The following is a 17,816-nucleotide window of genomic DNA, read 5'->3' as shown; positions in this document are numbered from 1 at the left end:
TTTAATTTAATGGCCGCTTAATAATTGTTTAAGCCTTGTTAAATGAACTCTGGAACATGATATATTATGTTTTTATTTTTATTTTAAAGATTTTTTCTGGCGCAATAATTATTATCTGCTAGATGGGCTAATTGCCAGTTGATTATTATTTCGATCTGATAGATTGCTTTTAAATATTACGGCAGTCCATTTTCAGTAGAAAAGCAAAAAAAATGGGCTGGGCAATGAATAAAAGGAGAGGGATGTGCGTTAACCACAGGTACACCTAATGTGCACTTACCCTGGAGCTGAACATGAACACCCCAACGACCGCTCGCTACCTGACAATCCCGGTACTGCTATTTTGCCTGCAGATCCCACCGTCGCTGGCTATGGGCGATAATAGTACTGAGAGTAAAACGCCAGACTGCCCATCCGGGCAGGTGTATGACAGTGTGACCAGGAAATGCGTGCCTGACAAAACCAGCAGTCTTAGCGATCAAGATAAAACCCACTACGCTTACCACCTGGCGAAAAAGGGGGAGTACCAGGCTGCACTGAATCTGCTGGATACGCTAAAAAACGGGAATACGGCCGAAGCCTGGAACTATCGGGGTTACGCCACTCGTAAACTTGGACGAACGGATGAGGGTATTGGTTACTACCAACGTTCGCTTGCCATTGCGCCCCGGTATGCCAAAGCTCGCGAATACCTGGGAGAGGCATGGATGGTAAAAGGTCGTCCTGACCTTGCAAAAGAGCAGTTGAAGGTGATTGCCAGTATTTGCGGTCAGGGTTGCGAAGAGTATCGCGATTTACAGGCCGCGATTAATGGACACCCTGAATCCTGAGCCATTCCCGGAGGAACTGAAAATCACCACCAGTGACATTCGCCAGCAGCTTGCCGCCCACCTGACGCGCCTTTGGCGCTACGGTCTGGTGCTGTCGCGCAATCGTGATATTGCCGAAGAGTTGGTTCAGTCTACCTGTGTTCGCGCGCTCGAAAAGAGCGCGCAGTTTACGCCTGGAACGCGTATCGACAGATGGCTGTTTTCGATTCTCCACTCAATATGGATATCTGACTTACGGGCGCAACGTGTGCGTCTGGGGCAAGGTTTTGTCGAAAGCGAGGATCTGGTCGCCCCGGATACGCGAGACAGTGATGATGACAGCCTGCGTTACCGGAAAATTATGCAACGGGTGAATGTATTGCCGGAAGCGCAGCGTAATACGGTTTTTTTAGTTTATGTCGAAGGGTTCACCTATCAGGAGGCGGCGGAGACCTTATCGGTTCCTGTTGGAACCATTATGAGTCGATTAGCCACTGCACGCGCTACGCTGGCAAAAGCGTTTGATGTCCCCCTTCAGACAAAGGAGAGACGCTCTTGAAATCCATACGTTTTACGCCCCCTTACCATGATGATGCCATTGTGACGTGGCTTGATGGTGAAATGGAGGATGCCGATGCGCGTCAGTTTGAGCAGGCTCTGCGCAATGACGAGCAACTTTCCGGACGCACTGCAGAACTGATGGAAAGCCATCAGAATTATAAACAGGCCTTTGCATCCTTACTGGAGGATGCGCCGCTTGCACGTATGCAGGAGACATTGAATGCGCATCTGGCTGAACACCCTGTGCCACGTGTGGGTGTCACGCGTCGGTCACTGATTGCCGCCTCACTCAGTTGTCTGGTGATAGGCTCGGGGCTTGGGTATCTGCTCCATCCTGGTGCTGCTGAGTTTGACGAAAGTGAACATATCCGCGATCTGGAGGCGCAGTACATGTCGCTTTACAGTGCGGAAACGCTGGTGGATGCCGACAGTGCTCCTTCTGTCATCCAGAAAGGATTAACCCGAACAGCGCAGGATGTTGGCCTGCAGTTGAACGAACAGCAACTGATGCTACAGGGGGCTGAGTTAAAAATGGTACGCATTCTGCGCTACGAGAGTACCTCTATCGCCCAGATTGCCTGGCTGCACACGGATTATGGCCCGATGGCGCTGTGTATTTCCGCCAGAGGGAAGGGCGAGTCGACACCCGTTCAACAAGAGAAACGGCACAATATGAACATTGCCTGGTGGAATCATCGGGGCTATCAGTTCGTCCTTATAGGCCGTAACCCGGCGCAGCAGTTGCAGGAAATGGCGCAAGGATTACAAAAGGGGATGGTATAGGGCTTAATGCTGATGGGCCTGAATATCAATATTGATCGTAATACGGTCGTCAACCACCACCGCAAAACGGGTCATGTTAAAGGCAGAGCGGGATATCGAGGTGGTTGCGTGAAGGATTAATGACCCGTTCTGTTCTCTCTGTTCTGCTTCCAGAATCACTGGCTGGCGGATATCCCTCACATCCAGCACACCAAATATCCGAAAGCGGTGGCTATCCAGTGGGACGACTCTGCTACTGATAAAGGTGATAGTTGGGTAGTGCTGAGCGTCAAAGAACATATCGCTCTTGAGTTGCCAGGTGAGCAGGCTGTTGGAGGCGATCAGCGTCGAAACGGGGATCGTCACGCGAACATGATCGTTAAACTCGTTATCGGGATCGAGGGTCACGTTCCCTGTGACATTGTTCAGCCACGCCCGGGAAAGGAGTCCTCCGAAGGCGTGCCATGAAAGTACGATGGCTGTGTTATCCCGATCGATATCGCTGGAGTGGGGTATCGCATACAAGGGTGAGCTAAGGAACAGCGCAAACAACAGGGAAGTAAACCGGGTCATAAAAAACACTCCGTTATTCAGGCAGTGCGTAAACGCCCGAAGGAGAGAATTTATTCGGTTCTCTGTGACTGACTGGAGGGGAGAAATGAAAAAGGCCGCATTTGCGGCCTTCAGGGGTAAGGGTAAGCAGCTTATTCAGTGACTTTTTTTTCCAGGTCTGCTGCACCTTGTTTGGTCTTATTCCAGCCTTTTTCAGCGCCTTCTTTGGTAGCGTCCCAACCTTTCTCTGTGCCTTCTTTCGTTTTATTCCAGGCCTTTTGGGAGTCTTCACTGACCTTGCTGCCCAGGCTCTCACTTTTACCTTCAGCAGCATGTTTAGATTTGAGCTTCAGCTCTTCGCCTTTGTGCTGTTCCTGATGCAGTTTTTGCTTCGCGGTATTGGCATTTTCATTTGCCGCGGCAACAGTGTCGTCGGTTGCATGTGTGGTCGTCGCAAAAACAGGAGAAGCCAGCAGAAGGGCTGAGAGTGCAATCATTGTCGTTTTCATCTTTTTTCCTCAACTAACGTTTTCAGTGTTATGAGCGTGGTTAAGGATGGCATGGATAATTCGTTATGGCTCTAAGAAAAAACTGTAAGTGGAGCAAGACGTGTGCTGGTTAAAAAGTGGACGAAATAACATGCAGGTTTTTATCTTTTTCTCACGTGATAAATATGGGGAAGAGTGCAGTGCGTTCTGCCATTGGTGTAATCGTTGTGTTGAAATAATAACTGTTATCATTTTTATTCATTTTATTGTGAGGTGAAATCAAAGTTTGTTATTTGTGAGGGATTTGTAATGTGTAATTTTGCACATAATTGCCAGGCTGATGTGTTTGCGTTTAATTAATTTCAACGGTATTTTTGCTACGTGATTTTTGAGGTGGTGAGAACGTTTTTACCGATTTTACAGGAAAGATTAATGCATCGTATAGGCTGGCATGGAGATGTTTTTAGTTTGATAATGTAAACATTTAGATGCGCTTGTTTTTTTTGTATGCGAGTAAGTGTCGCGATCATTCTTATCGTGATAAATAAAGTATTGCCTTTTCTGGTAATAAATATTGGAACGGTTAATAGCCAAAGCACAATGTCAGTGGCGATGAGTCACGGTATATCTATGCGTCAATGCAGTGCGCTTTATTGATGATAAAAGTGCCTCGCTATTGACGAGGTATTTTTACAGGATAATTTTAATGAAAATGAAGTTTATTGCGTTGGCGATTATCGCGTCAGCCTCCTCTGGTGTTGCACAGGCACATTTAACGGCAGCAGATCAGGATTTAATTAAAGCTTATCAACAAGCAAATCCAGATGTTCCTTCTTATATTATTAATAATATGAAAGCCGATTATATGAAGGACCTGCAGGCGGTACGCGACTATATGACTGGCGTCACCTGGTATGGCAATTCAACATTACATACTCTTCCTCCTCTGGATAGCGTTCATTCCAATCCCCAGGTCGTCCCGCTTTCTGTAAAGCGTGATCAGGCCGAAGGCGATGCCCGTGTGGCGGACAACCAGGCACGCACCACAGGCCAGACGCAGGCCCTGCATGCGGCGATTCTCGATCAGAAGTTTGGTCAGGTGAAGGGCAATATCCAGCGCACCGCGCCGCAGGTAACCGCCCTGCAACAGGCCGAAGGTGATGCCCGGGTGGCGGACAACCAGGCACGCACCACAGGCCAGACGCAGGCCCTGCATGCGGCGATTCTCGATCAGAAGTTTGGTCAGGTGAAGGGCAATATCCAGCGCACCGCGCCGCAGGTGACTGCCCTGCAACAGGCCGAAGGTGATGCCCGTGTGGTGGGCAATCAGACCCGCACCGCAGGCCAGACGCAGGCCCTGCATGCGGCGATGCTGGAGCAGAAGTTTGGTCAGGTGAAGGGCAATATCCAGCGCACCGCGCCGCAGGTAATCGCCCTGCAACAGGCGGAAGGTGATGCCCGTGTGGCGGACAACCAGACCCGCACCGCAGGCCAGACGCAGGCCCTGCATGCTGCGATGCTGGAGCAGAAGTTCGGTCAGGTGAAGGGCAATATCCAGCGCACCGCGCCGCAGGTAACCGCCCTGCAACAGGCCGAAGGCGATGCCCGTGTGGTGAGCAATCAGCAGCGTACTCTTGCGCAGTCGCAAGCACTTACCGATTCGAAAGCCAATGCAGTAGACGTTACAAAAAACAATACATTGAATACCCTGTCAGCCAGTGTGACACGTGCAGAAGCCAAAGGGGAGGAGGCTCAATCACGTGCGGATATTGCGTATGCCCACGCGGAAGAAAATGAGAACGCTATCCAGGCTACCAACCATCGCGTAGCAGAAAACAGTGCCAATATTGCCGCTGAGGAAGAGCAGATCACAACGCTGAAATCCGATACGGACAAGAATTTCAGTAAAATGAATAACCGGATTGACGAAAACCGCCAGCGCGCTTCTGCTGCTATCTCAGGCGTGGCTGCAATGGCAAATATCCCTCAGGTTATTCAGGGGCAGACGTTTAGCATTGGTGCTGGCGTAGGCTCGACGGATGGAGAAAGTGCTGCGGCTGTGGGGTTCTCTGCCCGTGCCGGAGAACGCGTTATTGTCAAAGCATCGGTATCAGATGATACGCAGCAGAATTTTGTGATTGGAGGTGGTGTGAGTTACGGCTGGTAATATGACCATCATTTAACGGATAACATCATCCAGTAAAAAGTCGGTGAGTATATTGATTCACCGGCTTTTCGTCATTAAATGAATGTAGGGGTGATAATTAATCTGGCGCACCAAGGTGGCATTCAATCAATATCCCCCGCTGTACCAGAATCAGACCTTCTTTTTCCAGTTCTGCGACAGTTTTATGGACCGCACTTCGTGATATATTACTTCTTTGTAAAATATAAGAAAAAATAGATGTTCTTTCCCTTTGATCGGGTCTTAATGTCCAAATGTATTTTATATGCTCAATGATGATGTGACTTATTTTGGGTTGGTTTAATCTGCGCTCTCTTCGGGAAAGTGAGTTGAGGTAGCGCAATAAACCATCATATGCATTGGACCACAAGTTCTGCTCATTAAAAAGAGAAATGGCGTCATCTGTTTTTAATGTATAAATGTCAACATCCGTGTGGCAGCGAAGATGCCCCATGATGTTCACCCCTCTTATCTTTTCAAGACCAATGATTTCGGGTGCAAAGATGTTAAATAATAGTAACCCATGGTGATCTTCTGAGTGTATGGAGACATTACCCTTTGCTACATAATAAATGACATCTGTGTTGTGTGTATTGATTCGCTGGTTTTTTTCATAGGTCAATAACACTGATTTTTCTGAATTTATTATGGCTGAACCAAGTGCGGCTATAGATTTTTCAATTGATATATTATCCATAAGTATGCCACCTCCGCATTTCAATGAATAAAAGTATTATAAACAGAGTATGACGCAGTACCTCATTTTTCTTTCCCTGAGGTGTTATGGTTTTTAAGTGTAATACTGCATCTGGCTTACGCCCGGCATACGGGGTCTACTTTTTCTTTTATTGTTAACGCAAGGAAATACCTATGTCCCGTAAATACCTGCTTGTGCATGGCGCCTGGCAAGGGCAATGGGCCTGGAAGGCGCTGGCTACAGCACTCCAGGACGAAGGTCACGAGGTTTCGTTTTTTGATCTCCCGGGAAGTGGTGACGATATGACTCCAGCGACGCAGGTGAGCCTTGATACTTGTGCAGGGCGTGTCCTGGAGAAAACGCAGGCGTTATCTACATCAGGTGATGTGATCCTGGTCGGACACAGTATGGGAGGCGCTGTTGTTACGCATGCAGCATCCGTTTCTCCTGAACTGTATAGCCGTGTGGTATACATCTGCGCATTTCTACCCGCTCATGGCGAATCGGTTATGCAGTTGGGGGAAAAGAGTGCGCAGATGGGCGTTGCTGGTCCTGTGGCAAGTGTTGACGCGTCCGCTATGACAGCAACCCTCAATGAAGAACATATTGCCGCCACATTTTTTAATGATGGAAAGGAGGAGGACTATCTTCCATTTATTAAGCTATTCAGACCGCAACCCCTTGCACCTGTTGTTTCACCGGTTGCAGTCAGCGAGGCGTTCAAGGTTCTTAAGAAAAGCTATGTGATTTGTACGCTGGATCAGGCTATATCGCCATCGCTACAGAGAATCATGGCTGAACGTGCCGAAGTAGATGATATCCGCGAGCTGGAAAGTGGGCATGAACCCTTTATCACGGCCCGTGATCGCTTATTTGACATACTTCACACTCTACCCTCTTATTAGAATTCAGTGTGCATTGGTGGTTATAGCCATCGTCGCTATATTATTTAGGGCACAAAAAAGCCCGGAGGGCTTGCGCCGTGCGGGCTCTTAGGACTTCATCGGATGACTCTGGTAATCACCTATGGGCTGGCGTCCATGTCGCGGGTGAGGAAGATCAGCCAGGCACGAAAAGCGGTGCCGTGGAAGCGGGCGACCCTGTCGCAGAGGGTATCGGCGAACTGCTGGCCGCTGGCAAAGCCGTGTAGCTGCTCAAACGCGCCATGCTGCCCGGTGTCGCTGGGGATTTGTACCATGCGCACGTCCATCCCGGCGTAGAGACGCTCCCCGGCGCGTTCGGTGTGTTCCGCCAGCGACAGCTCCCCGGTGGAGAACAGCAGCAGTGTCCAGTGCCTGCGGTTACGTACTTCGCCGTCAGTGCGGGCGCGGCCCTTGCCCTGGCCGTTCGCCAGCATATAGGCAATCATTCCGGCTTCACGCGGGTCCACTTCGCGCAGTTCATCGAGCGGCAGCAGGGCATCATTGTGTCGGCTGGCAATTCCCTCCAGCGCATTCCCGGTGGCTCGCCAGGAGTGCCAGTAATCTGTGCCGCCACAGACGGAAGCGGCCACTTTCATCACTCTGGTTTTGCCGTCGGTGGACTCACCGCGCAGGTGAAAGCCTCCGCCACCCGTTCCGGTCAGGCACAGCAACGGGGCAGCCAGCGCACAGCAGACGGCAAAGGCCAGCCGTGAGTTACCTGCACAGAGTGCGGCGACCTGCTCCTGCCATTCCGCCAGCGTACCGGACTGTGCAAAGCCGCCGGTCAGGTAGTGGCTGCCCTGAAGGATGACATTGTTGCCATCGGGACCGATAACCTCATCCGGCAGCACGTACACCCCGCAATGCCAGCCGGTTTTCTCCACGCAGGTGACCCGGCGTCCGGGGAGTGACCGCGAGATATATTCACATAACAGGCTGCGCAGGGCGGGGCGGGTGGAGATATAGGTCAGGCCATTCTCCAGCAGAATGCGCCGCAGCTCCTCGCCGTTGCCGCTGAGCATTGCCATCGGCATGGCCCAGCGCCGCGACTGCCCGGTGGTCGTGTGCCATTCCAGCAGGCGGCCATAGCTGCCGTCATGGCTGTCGCAGGTGATGGCGGTGACGCGCAGAGGGGAACAGATGCGCTGGGGCTGGACGTCGCTTTCACCGTCCCGGCGTTCGGTGAGCTTGTCAAACCACAGCGCTTCTTCATCGAGGCGGAAGTGATCCGGCAGGATGTCAGAAGGCCTTTCCTGTCGCAGGCGTGCAAGCTGTCCGGTCCAGTTCTCCAGCAACTCACCGTCAGGGCTCATCAGCCGGGCCATCTGCACACCCGCGTGCGCCAGTTTTACGGCGATTTTCAGCAACTCCTCTTCGCGGATATCGCCGGTTCGAAATACCCGGACGTAGAGCGTGTCGGGCCTGATTATGGTCAGGTTGTCCAGATCGGCCAGTTCATCCGGGCCGAGTACCACCGGGGGAACATCATCTTCCCGGTCGGGATCTTTTCGCCATACGCGTGAGGTCTCCCATGCCTGGCTTCCGGCAAGGATTACCACTTCGTGCGTGCGGTCCGGAGACTGCTTACAGAGAAAGGGCGCGCGTTTCATGATGGGGTATCAGTCGGCTCATCCCTGAGCGTGGATTAACGGATGGCGGTGCGGCGCTGTTGCCACTGACGGATTTCAGCGGCATCGAAGACCACCAGTCGGGAAGAGAGGTGGACGGGGCGGGGAAAGTCGGTGTCTTTAAGCAGGCGGTAAACCGACGATTCACTCATCGCCAGAAACTGGACTACCTGCCGCATACGCACATTGCCGCTTTCGGGAAAAGCATCGTTACAGTCTGTACTGGTTTTCATGATTGCACCTCAGGGGAACAGAGTGTCGGAGCGGTTATAGCGCGGAACGGGGGAGGGGAGGTATAGGTCCGGGTGAAAAAGTTAAGTCCGGATAGAAAGTAATGAGTCCGGGAAGAATTTCTTAGCCATCAAAACTGAACGCGCCCGGAGAGTCGAGCCGACTTCAGCGAGAGGTTGGATATGATCGAAGATCAGATACGCAAGTCGCCGGACATCATCAGGAACGTCCTGCTGCGTTAAACAATTGAGAAAGCGTTGGTACTCCGAAACAATGCTTGCCATGTATTCTCCTTTACACAGTCAGACGCAGTAGTGCGTCCTCACCTCAGGTCATAGTCGTTTATCGTTAATTGGCCTGGCAAAACGGATCTTAAAGATTCTTAACATTCAATACTGTGCGGATCCGTGAAAACATCTTAATAAGCGGGAGCATCTTAGCTGAAAAATCATCGGCAATGCTTATCAAAGCCTTAGGCCCTCCCGGCGTATTTGTTCGTCGAGTCGTAAGCCCGAGTTCGCTTCTCGTCAACCTCCGTCGACAAAATGGACTGTGCCAACAGGTTCACATCAAGTGGATGTATAACGAAATAAGGTTATAATTTCCCGCATCTTAATATTTAAGGACTCTGTAATATTGGACGTTTTAGTACTCATCAAATCCCTTTTCGCGGCATTAAAAAATGTACTGCCTGCAACTAAACGTATCCGTGCAGAACGGCGCGCCGTCCGTGGTCCTGTTGAAGAAAGTATCGTCAAGATAATGGAAGATACGCTTATCCATGTTGGTGGAGATACCCGACCCAATTCAGGCCAGTTCAAAATATTAAAAAACATTCTTGAACGAACCATTGTGCAGACAGAACCCTTCTCAAAACCGCATGTCAGGGACTGGCTGAATGAATCTCAGACCCAAACACTTTTAATGCAGCTTGCTCTGAATCGATTAAAAGGGGAAGAGGCATCTATGCAGGCCTGGCATTCACTCTCACAACGTTATTCTGACATTTCAGGTGAACATCGTAGTGCTGCCGCAGATGTAATTATGCGCGCTGTAGCTGCTATTGAGCAGGGGGTAATGGCCTGCCTGCAGGATCCTGTAGGCCAGATGATTTATAGGGAGCAATATAAATCAATTTTGCAAAAACTTGACTGCGTACAGCTTCATCTCTCACCAGAACAGCGTTTTAAAGCAGATATACTCCGTGAGCTAAATGCGCGCTTTTTACGCGAAACATTCTCAGGGAAAACCCTCGCCAAAAAAAGGCTGGGGCAGCCACTGTGTCCTGGCGCATCAGCGTCTCTTCTCTCTCGCAATGAGCTGGTTTCCGCATTATCCGGGTATATCTGCGATAAGAACCCAGACGATATCATCGTTGTTACCGGAAACGAGGGCAATGGTAAATCGTGGTTAGTGGCCCAGACATGGCTTGAGTTAGCGTCCCCTCCTTTTACAGTCTTCATCAGCGCTGAAGATGTTGGCAACGCTGAGGACAGTATCGATATTCTTGCCAGAGCGACAGGTCGTTGCCTGCCGGATACAGACAGGCCTGAGCCGAATGTGTGTCTGAAACTTCTTGATGACTGGCGAAACCCGGAAGTCAGACCGACACAAAGATGGCTTGTGATCCTCGATGGGCTTAATCAGCGCCCTGATAAACGCTGGGCGAGGATAATTGATCAGATTAACGAAACACTCTCTGCCAGAGGGGGAAAGCTGGTAGTGACTACTCGCAAGCGCTTTTTTGATGCCTCAGTAAAGCCAAGCCTTGCAAGCAGCCATATCCAGTTGGACGTGCCTGAATGGTCAGTAGCAGAAAGAGATAGCATATTGTTAATGCACAAAATTGACGCACAATCCCTGAATACGCAGGTCGCAGCAAGTTTATGCAATCCCAGAGTGCTGAGTATCGCACTGAGGCTGACAAATGGGGATCAGCTCGCAAATCTCGAAGAACTGAGTATTCCCCGTCTCCTCTTTGAACATATCAGAGCTATTGACCAGAACAGCTATGAAGACACCGCGCTGGTATTTACGCGTAAGCTTCAGGATCACGGTAGTGAAATGTTTCACCGCCTGACGTGTGAGCAAAAAGAGGACTTTTCAGTCTTTGAAGGAGGAACTGGCGCGGTCGAAGACGGACGGTTTTTTATTCCACTAACAGAAGATGCAACCCGGTATTCAATTTGTGAGGATGGGCTCAGCCTGGCGCTTGGATTTGCCATTATTGAGCAGGTGAACAAAGCAATACGGGCTAACCGCTCACCGCTGGACACCATTGCTCAGATTTCCGAGCCTATTGCGGCACTCGACATTGCCAGTGAAACTCTTCTTGCCGCACTTACCATTGCCTGTTTACAACACACACATTCTGAAGAAACTGCGGTAGCAGTGTTGACCGGATTTGCCGGATTACAAAACCCTGAAGCACAGTACCTCAACGCTTTTACCGCACTGGCAAGGGAGCGGGTGTCTGCCTATTACATCGCCTATGAACGCATAGCACTGAATGATATGTCCGGGGTCAATGCTGATTGGATTGCATTGGCGCTCTTACGCGTGCGTTCTGATGAAAAAGCCCGGGAGAGACTCTTCAGGAAAATGACACAATGGCTCAGCTATCTTCCTCCTGAAGCGGCAGGACCAAAGTCTACGGATCTCACAACAAAGGAACATACGGTTTATTCTGAGGTAGAAAACCGGCTTATCAGTAATGTGGAAATACTCGCTACAGGAGACGTCAATAAATTAAGCCTGTTGACGTTTCAGATATTGGCGGGATACCCACTCGCTGGGTTTGCAAAACATTTGGTGCAATGGCGATTTGCCACTCAGATTCGCAGAGATCACTACGCACCGACAAAAGAATTTTCGCATTTGATACGGTTCAATCGCATCGACTGGAGTCAAACACGGGAGAATCTTACGTTTTATGCAGAGAGTTTAACCACTCAGGAAAATTCACAATACGGGCAGTGGGCGGCGGTATCTGTGTTTATGGCAACGGGCCTTCCGGATGATGCTGAACGGGTGAGCGATACCATCAACAGACTGACTGCAGGACGTGCCCCTGGCAATAGCTGGAATATTAAAGAAACATTTTGTAAGACCGATCCCTGCAATCCTGATAATGCTGAGCCAGACAATGTCTCTGCCACGGCGTTAAGATATAAAGACTCTGATGTAAATGAATTGTACTCCATAAGGCAGTATCGAAATACAGAGAGGGTCTTCGAAAAAGCGCGTGCAGGGGTATGTCGCTATCATCCCGCAGATGCAATCAGTGTTCATCGCAGGCTGATTGATTCCCTACTCAGCCGGTCTGGCGAAGCATTGAGACTAGGAACTTTTGCAACGTATGAACATACAGCCCTTGTCACCTTACAGCTGGCTGAGGTTCTGACAGAAAAAATTATTAATCCCTCACCGTCTGACAAAATGATCTGGGAATCCCTCAAAGGGGATATGTTTATCGTAAAACAGTTCCTGCTGATGATGATTTTTCCTGTACTTGATGCGTGGTCTCAGTATCAGTCTCTGCTTCATGTGGGCAAGATGCAAAAAATAAATCTCAAGCTTCTGGCCTTAATCAATCCACTTTCTCCAGAGGTGTTTGACCGGGTGCTTGCGGATGCGGTGTCGTGCCGCGATTTGCACAGGCAATCCGTTGTCTTATTGTTTTCTCCTTATCTGAATGCTCCTCTGACAGACGACATTACTGCTCTTCTCCCCGGTATACTTGACAGCCGGAGTGAGTGGGTTCGTATTATGGCACTGGTGTTGGCTGGTCGTTCACACAATCCTGACGCTTTGTCATTTGTAATGAAATGGTTGCAAACGAAAACTTCAGTGGTGCTGACGGAGCATGAGCAGTCGGAACGTTCCTGGGTGTGCTTACTGGCGATTAAACAGGGGCTGGTGAAGCCTGAGCAGGTTTTTTCTCATCTGACTTTCATACACCGGCATAAACTCCTGGGGCTTGAGCATCAGGATGCCATATGTGCGCATGTTGAGAGCGTAAGTTCACTTTACTACCGGGCACTGAGTACGAGTATTGCGACAGACATGCAGATTTTTTATGAAAATAGCGTGTCACCGTTGGCACAGTCTCATATTTTCAGGCTCGAGAAAAATGCAGCTTACGAAAATTCACTGGAACAAAACCTTTCGGATGAAAAGGAAGATGACAAATCCTTTTATGCCAGCCAGAAGCGGCTTAGCAACGCATTTGAAAACTATAAAATGTCACTCAGGGCTGAAGGTGTTGAGGATGTTCTGTGTTGGCATCACATTGATGATCTTTCACGACTGGTGGATCTTGCGCCGGACATGGCAGTGGAATGGGTCCATGCGACCCTTGCTAAAGGGAACGAAAAATTACCTCTCATAAGAAATACTGCGCTGTCGCTTGCTTGCGCACTATCTCATGTTGATGTCGGGCTCTCTGCGAAGTTGTTCCATAAACTTACACGTATTGAAAGTGTTGTGGCTGTTCAGCATACCGATGTAGCCATCCCTCATTATCAGCATTGCCTCTGGGAGGCGGCCGATGAGCCTGACATCAATGCAATCCGGTTACACCGGTTGAAATGCGCACTGGATAATGAGGCGATTTCAAAAGAGGTTTGGGCAGCCCTGCTGAGTGATAAAGCGTTACAGCTTCACTCGCTGATCGGGCAGCTCACGTCCAGTACCTTGCCTGCTGACCAAGCGAGAGGGATTATGGCAGCCGCGTTTGTGTCTGACATTAAGTTTGCCGAGGAAATTTTTAATCGTTTCTCACAGAGTGCTGGGCTGCTTGAAGAAACCGTCATGGCAGCGAAAGATATCATGCAACGTTATAAATGGACATTGCACTGGTACCATCTGATGGTGACAGCAAATGCTCCAGAAGATTATTGGTGTGCGTCAGTCTTATTTATGCAGGTCGTCGATGGAAGGTTTTCGGTGATTAGATATCATAATACTGATGAGGGGGATGTCTTCAGAAACTATTGGCACGCTACTGAAGACTTGCTTAGTAAGAGGTTCAAAAAACAGTCTGGGAAAAGAGCAGGGCGACTGCTTACCGATACTCCTCCACTTGAATGCTTTATCAGCGGTTGACAGAATTCAAGCGTTGAATGTTCCTTTTAGCAAAGTGGGGTACTAACGGGTCTGGATGAAAATATTTGCAGACGCAGATAGTGACTTGCGCTTAAATGCGGCTCGGAGCATACCATTCAGTGACTCAATCACGTTTGTAGTGTAGAAGGCAATGCAGATATTCGGCTGGCAAGGTCAGAGACCTTTAGCCAGTTCTGCTGCAAGGGCTTTGAGTTTCTTTTTATCCATAATTATCCTGTCTCCGTTTTTGGAATGAACATATCTAAATTGGGTAGGTTTATAGTTTAAATCAAAGCTTCTCGAAAGCACAATTCATGAATATTTTGTGCAAGTGTATTGTTAAAAGCATGTATTGTCTTGTGTGAAGAATTTAAAAACAACCCGTTTTAACATGGGTTGTTTTTAATTTTTTAGATGTGATTGTAAATGCACGGTTTTGCTATTTTATTGAGTGGTATCATTTTTTTTGGATTTTTACTTTTTCGCACTTTGGACAGGTTTGAACTAAATTTTCTGTAAATTGATAATAATAAGGGATGTAAATAGTCATCCCACAACTTTTTATGGAGTCAAAAGCGAGTACCTTATTAAATATTTCCTTTCCTTCATATGTCATTGTTCTATCAGTAACTAGTATTTCACTGAGAGGGAGGTTTTCTGGGTTGTAAATTCTCACGTCACCCGGTTGTCGTTTATACGCTTCAACATTGTCGCTAGTAATGCCGTAAGCAATATCTGTAGCTTTTATCCAGTTAATTGGCTCAGCAGTCTTGCACCAATTAATTATTTTCTCGAGTGTCTCAGGCGTAAATGATCTGGCATAGTCTCCGTGTTTCTCACAATGGCCATACTCTGCAAATTGACCTAAGCTATACTCATATGAGTATTCACCTGCAGTTAATGGAAGTCTATAATATTGATGTGGAAATGCTTTCTGTATTTTTGTATCACTAAGTAAACTAAATATAATGTCGTAAAGTTGATATAGACAACATCCTTGGTAATCAGGGTTTCCATATACAGTTATATTGTTGGGATTTATTATATCAGAATTATATGTGCTGCCAAAGTGTTCGTCGCCATATATGAAGAAACCTTTGGAGAGAATGAACAATGCGTTCGGGAGTGTGCTCCTGTCGTAACTCTGTGCATGTCTTTCTAGCTCTGATACTATATCACTCCAATACATGTCTGTATCATAAGAAAATATAATTCCAAACCCATCGAGTTGGTTTTTTCTTTCCGGATTTACTAATTGCTCTTGACTGGTTCCAGATCTCTTTAATTTTTTTGAATGATACTATATTATTAAATGCACTTTTTAGTTCTTTCTCGGTTAGTTTGGATTTTACCTGAATCGCACCATAGCAATACTCTACAGGCAAAACTTCGTATATATCTTGTCTCTGCATAAGCGTGAATGAATTGATAGCATCATAAAAAAGAATATCAATTTCATTACTAAGATGTCCGGTAGTTGATGCAACTCGTACGCTTGATTTTGATATGGCATAACTAAGAGGCAAAAGTTTATTGTCAGTGAATAAGCATCTAAGTAGTTCTTCTCTAACTGTGCCGACGTCCCTTGGGTGTTTGATATCTTTAGAAATTTCAAAATATTGCTGTATTTTACTTTGTAAGTACATAAACTCACGCTCAAGACCATAAAACTCTTTATCTTTTGAACGAAGTTGACCTGCTCGAGAGGCCTGGCTTGTTACCCATTTTTTTGTTTTAGCTGTTCTCTCTGCCAAATTAGCACGCTCTTGCTTTTGAACTTTAGTTAGGCGTTTTCTTTTTTTATCTGACATATGGAAAGTATCCTTAGGAGTAATGAAAGGTAATTTTAAGTTTATCAAAATTTAAAACAATAAATTGTGTTCGCAAGCAACATTTCAATTTTTGTGTTTATAATATTTGATAACCGACTCAGCTTTAGATATAGCCAGCTAGCCCGCTTCTGGCACATTCCGCACTAAATATAAAGTTCCCTTCTAAGTTATCAAAAAATGAGCTAGTCCCAATATAAGTCATCTAACCAATCGCATTCCTTGCATGCTACCCTCAGCCATACTTCCATTATCAGCCGCTTTAACAAAATCAGCCCACCATTGCATCATTGGACGACGCTGCTCCAGGTAATCGCTGCGGTTATAAGCGCGACGAACTTCATTCTTGTCTACATGGGCAAGTGCTGCCTCAATGACATCAGGCGGAAAGCCTTGTTCATTAAGGGCTGTACTGGCGATAGATCGCAGGCCGTGTGAAACGAGAACCCCACCAAAACCTGCGCGTTTTAGCGATGCGTTTACGGTCTGACTGTTCATCGGCTGGTTTGGCTTGATGCGGCTGGGAAAGATAAATTCTCGATTTCCACTTAACGGCTCCATCATCTCCAGTATCGCAATTGCTTCATCTGACAATGGAACAGTATGGTCGCGGTTCATTTTCATGCGTGCTGCAGGGATCTTCCACTCTCGCGCTTCAATGTCTACCTCATCCCAACGAGCCTCAGCCGCTTCGGCAGGGCGGGTAATAGTAAGAAGTTGCCACATGAACAGGCAGCGTGTGGAAAGGCTAATGCTGGCTGTTCGCATCGTCTGCATCAGTTGAGGTAGCTGATGCGGTCGAATGCTTGGCATATTTTTTTTCTGCGGCTTCTCAAAGGCCTTGCCAATGTTGACACTGGGTACCGCATCAATCAGCCCCGTATTTTGGGCATAGATCATGATCTCATTGATGCGCTGGCAAAGGCGACGGACGGTTTCCAGTGCTCCTCTGGCCTGAACAGGTTGAACGGCCCGAACCAGTGTATGAGCTTTAATATCTGTAACGCTGACGTCGCCAATCGCAGGAAAAACATCTCTCTCAAGAGAGCGCCAAATGTCCTCTGCATAGTCTTCGGTCACACTGGCTTTCTTCACATTCCACCATCGTTCAGCTACGAGTTGGAAAGTATTGGTTTTAGCTTCAAGCGAACTGCGAAGTTGTTCTTGCTGATGTTCCTGTGGATCGATTTGTTTCGCAAGGAGAGAGCGAGACTCTGCCCGGTAGTTTCTGGCATCGGCAAGCGTAACTGAAGGGTAGGGGCCTATGCTCTTCTTCGCACGTTTCTTGGTGACAGGGCGAATGTAGCGAAACTGGAAGATTTTACTCCCGCTGGATTTGATCAGTAGCTCAAGGCCATCGCCATCATAGAGAACGTAGTCCGCTTCCTTGGGTTTAGCAGATTCGATTTCTTTAACGGATAGAGGTTTGGTTTGTCTTGCCATTGCTGGGTTTCCATAGTTTTAGGCACCTCAAAAACAATAAAGCTTTATGAGGTGCCTAACAAGGTGCCTAAAAGGTTCGGATTTAATTAGTTGGCATCAGACTTCGCGGGACAAATTGAGGGCACAAAAAAGCCCGCAGGGCTTGCGCCGTGCGGGCTCTTAGGACTTCATCGGATGACTCTGGTAATCACCGATGGAGAATTTTGGTGGAGCTGGCGGGAGTTGAACCCGCGTCCGAAATTCCTACATCCTCGGTACTACATGCTTAGTTTGTCTTTACATTCGCACGCCAGCTGCGGACAAACACGCCACTAACGAACTAGCCTGATTAGTTTTAACGCTTCCGCCCCAGGCAGGACATCCGCGCGATCTCTTTTGGGTTTGACCTCTCTTGATCCCCGTCCTAAGAGCGGAGGCTAGGGAGAGAGGGCTCTTAGCAGGTTATTAAGCTGCTAAAGCGTAGTTTTCGTCGTTTGCGACTATTTTTTTGCGGCTTTTTACGAGGCCAACCGCCCCTCGGCATGCACCTTGGGTTTCGCAAATCCCGTCGAATCCAGAATCAGCCCCAATAGTGTTGAAACAAGTATACCAGATTTGCCTTA

The 17,816-nt window shown here is 48.2% G+C and carries 14 protein-coding genes, 1 other RNA gene and 1 pseudogene; 6 read left to right on the top strand and 10 right to left on the bottom strand.

Going from position 1 to position 17,816, the window contains the following annotated elements; translation table 11 throughout:
* Window positions 1-293: 293 nt before the first annotated feature.
* Genes HV346_RS17170 through HV346_RS17160 form a run of 3 tightly spaced genes read left to right on the top strand, consistent with a single transcriptional unit; the run spans window position 294 to window position 2,153 of the window.
* Window positions 294-830 carry a tetratricopeptide repeat protein gene (locus HV346_RS17170; protein ID WP_181620462.1) on the top strand — a complete coding sequence of 179 codons (537 nt, stop codon included), beginning with the start codon at window positions 294-296 and terminating at the stop codon, window positions 828-830.
* Window positions 811-1,368 (top strand): sigma-70 family RNA polymerase sigma factor, encoded by a 558-nt coding sequence (locus HV346_RS17165; protein ID WP_181620461.1) that lies wholly within the window; start codon window positions 811-813, stop codon window positions 1,366-1,368. The genes HV346_RS17170 and HV346_RS17165 overlap by 20 nt, the downstream gene beginning before the upstream one ends.
* On the top strand, window positions 1,365-2,153 hold the full coding sequence (locus HV346_RS17160; RefSeq protein ID WP_181620460.1) for a hypothetical protein: 789 nt from the start codon (window positions 1,365-1,367) through the stop codon (window positions 2,151-2,153). The genes HV346_RS17165 and HV346_RS17160 overlap by 4 nt, the downstream gene beginning before the upstream one ends.
* Window positions 2,154-2,156: 3 nt before the next feature.
* Here HV346_RS17160 and HV346_RS17155 read toward each other — a convergent pair whose 3' ends face one another.
* Window positions 2,157-2,705 carry a YceI family protein gene (locus HV346_RS17155; protein WP_181620459.1) on the bottom strand — a complete coding sequence of 183 codons (549 nt, stop codon included), beginning with the start codon at window positions 2,703-2,705 and terminating at the stop codon, window positions 2,157-2,159.
* Window positions 2,706-2,836: 131 nt separating this feature from the next.
* Window positions 2,837-3,193: a hypothetical protein gene (locus HV346_RS17150; protein WP_181620458.1), complete on the bottom strand. Its 357-nt coding sequence runs from the start codon at window positions 3,191-3,193 to the stop codon at window positions 2,837-2,839.
* 685 nt (window positions 3,194-3,878) lie between these two features.
* On the opposite strand from HV346_RS17150, the gene HV346_RS17145 reads away from it, so the two are divergent.
* On the top strand, window positions 3,879-5,339 hold the full coding sequence (locus HV346_RS17145) for a YadA C-terminal domain-containing protein (RefSeq protein ID WP_181620457.1): 1,461 nt from the start codon (window positions 3,879-3,881) through the stop codon (window positions 5,337-5,339).
* A gap of 97 nt (window positions 5,340-5,436) precedes the next feature.
* On the opposite strand, the gene HV346_RS17140 is transcribed toward HV346_RS17145, so the two are convergent.
* A complete protein-coding gene (locus HV346_RS17140; RefSeq protein ID WP_181620456.1) occupies window positions 5,437-6,054 on the bottom strand; it encodes a helix-turn-helix domain-containing protein in 618 nt (205 codons plus the stop codon).
* Window positions 6,055-6,227: 173 nt separating this feature from the next.
* Between HV346_RS17140 and HV346_RS17135 the strand changes: the two genes are divergently transcribed.
* Window positions 6,228-6,959 carry an alpha/beta fold hydrolase gene (locus HV346_RS17135; protein WP_181620455.1) on the top strand — a complete coding sequence of 244 codons (732 nt, stop codon included), beginning with the start codon at window positions 6,228-6,230 and terminating at the stop codon, window positions 6,957-6,959.
* A gap of 125 nt (window positions 6,960-7,084) precedes the next feature.
* On the opposite strand, the pseudogene HV346_RS17130 reads toward HV346_RS17135, so the two are convergent.
* From HV346_RS17130 to HV346_RS17120, 3 genes and pseudogenes are all read right to left on the bottom strand, one after another.
* A pseudogene (locus HV346_RS17130) lies at window positions 7,085-8,587 on the bottom strand (DUF927 domain-containing protein); the annotation flags it as partial.
* A gap of 35 nt (window positions 8,588-8,622) precedes the next feature.
* Window positions 8,623-8,838 carry an AlpA family transcriptional regulator gene (locus HV346_RS17125; protein WP_181620454.1) on the bottom strand — a complete coding sequence of 72 codons (216 nt, stop codon included), beginning with the start codon at window positions 8,836-8,838 and terminating at the stop codon, window positions 8,623-8,625.
* 81 nt (window positions 8,839-8,919) lie between these two features.
* Entirely contained in the window at window positions 8,920-9,120 is a 201-nt protein-coding gene (locus tag HV346_RS17120) for a hypothetical protein (protein ID WP_181620453.1), read from the bottom strand.
* Window positions 9,121-9,472: 352 nt separating this feature from the next.
* On the opposite strand from HV346_RS17120, the gene HV346_RS17115 reads away from it, so the two are divergent.
* Window positions 9,473-13,942, top strand: coding sequence for a hypothetical protein (locus HV346_RS17115; protein ID WP_181620452.1), 4,470 nt, complete (start codon window positions 9,473-9,475; stop codon window positions 13,940-13,942).
* A 457-nt stretch (window positions 13,943-14,399) separates the two neighbouring features.
* Here HV346_RS17115 and HV346_RS23465 read toward each other — a convergent pair whose 3' ends face one another.
* The 4 genes from HV346_RS23465 to ssrA form a co-directional block, all read right to left on the bottom strand.
* On the bottom strand, window positions 14,400-15,131 hold the full coding sequence (locus HV346_RS23465; RefSeq protein ID WP_249415106.1) for a hypothetical protein: 732 nt from the start codon (window positions 15,129-15,131) through the stop codon (window positions 14,400-14,402).
* Between the two features lie 7 nt (window positions 15,132-15,138).
* Window positions 15,139-15,753: a DUF6602 domain-containing protein gene (locus HV346_RS23460; RefSeq protein WP_249415105.1), complete on the bottom strand. Its 615-nt coding sequence runs from the start codon at window positions 15,751-15,753 to the stop codon at window positions 15,139-15,141.
* Between the two features lie 219 nt (window positions 15,754-15,972).
* Window positions 15,973-17,214, bottom strand: a complete 1,242-nt coding sequence (locus HV346_RS17105) for an integrase (RefSeq protein ID WP_181620451.1) — start codon at window positions 17,212-17,214, stop codon at window positions 15,973-15,975.
* Between the two features lie 204 nt (window positions 17,215-17,418).
* Window positions 17,419-17,781, bottom strand: a transfer-messenger RNA (tmRNA) gene (gene ssrA, locus HV346_RS17100).
* Window positions 17,782-17,816: the final 35 nt, after the last annotated feature.

Origin of the sequence: Enterobacter sp. RHBSTW-00994, from assembly GCF_013782625.1 — a bacterium.
Taxonomy (GTDB): Bacteria; Pseudomonadota; Gammaproteobacteria; order Enterobacterales; family Enterobacteriaceae; genus Enterobacter.
The sequence above is the reverse complement of the archived record's forward strand: the minus strand, read 5'-3'. Positions and strand labels throughout refer to the sequence as shown.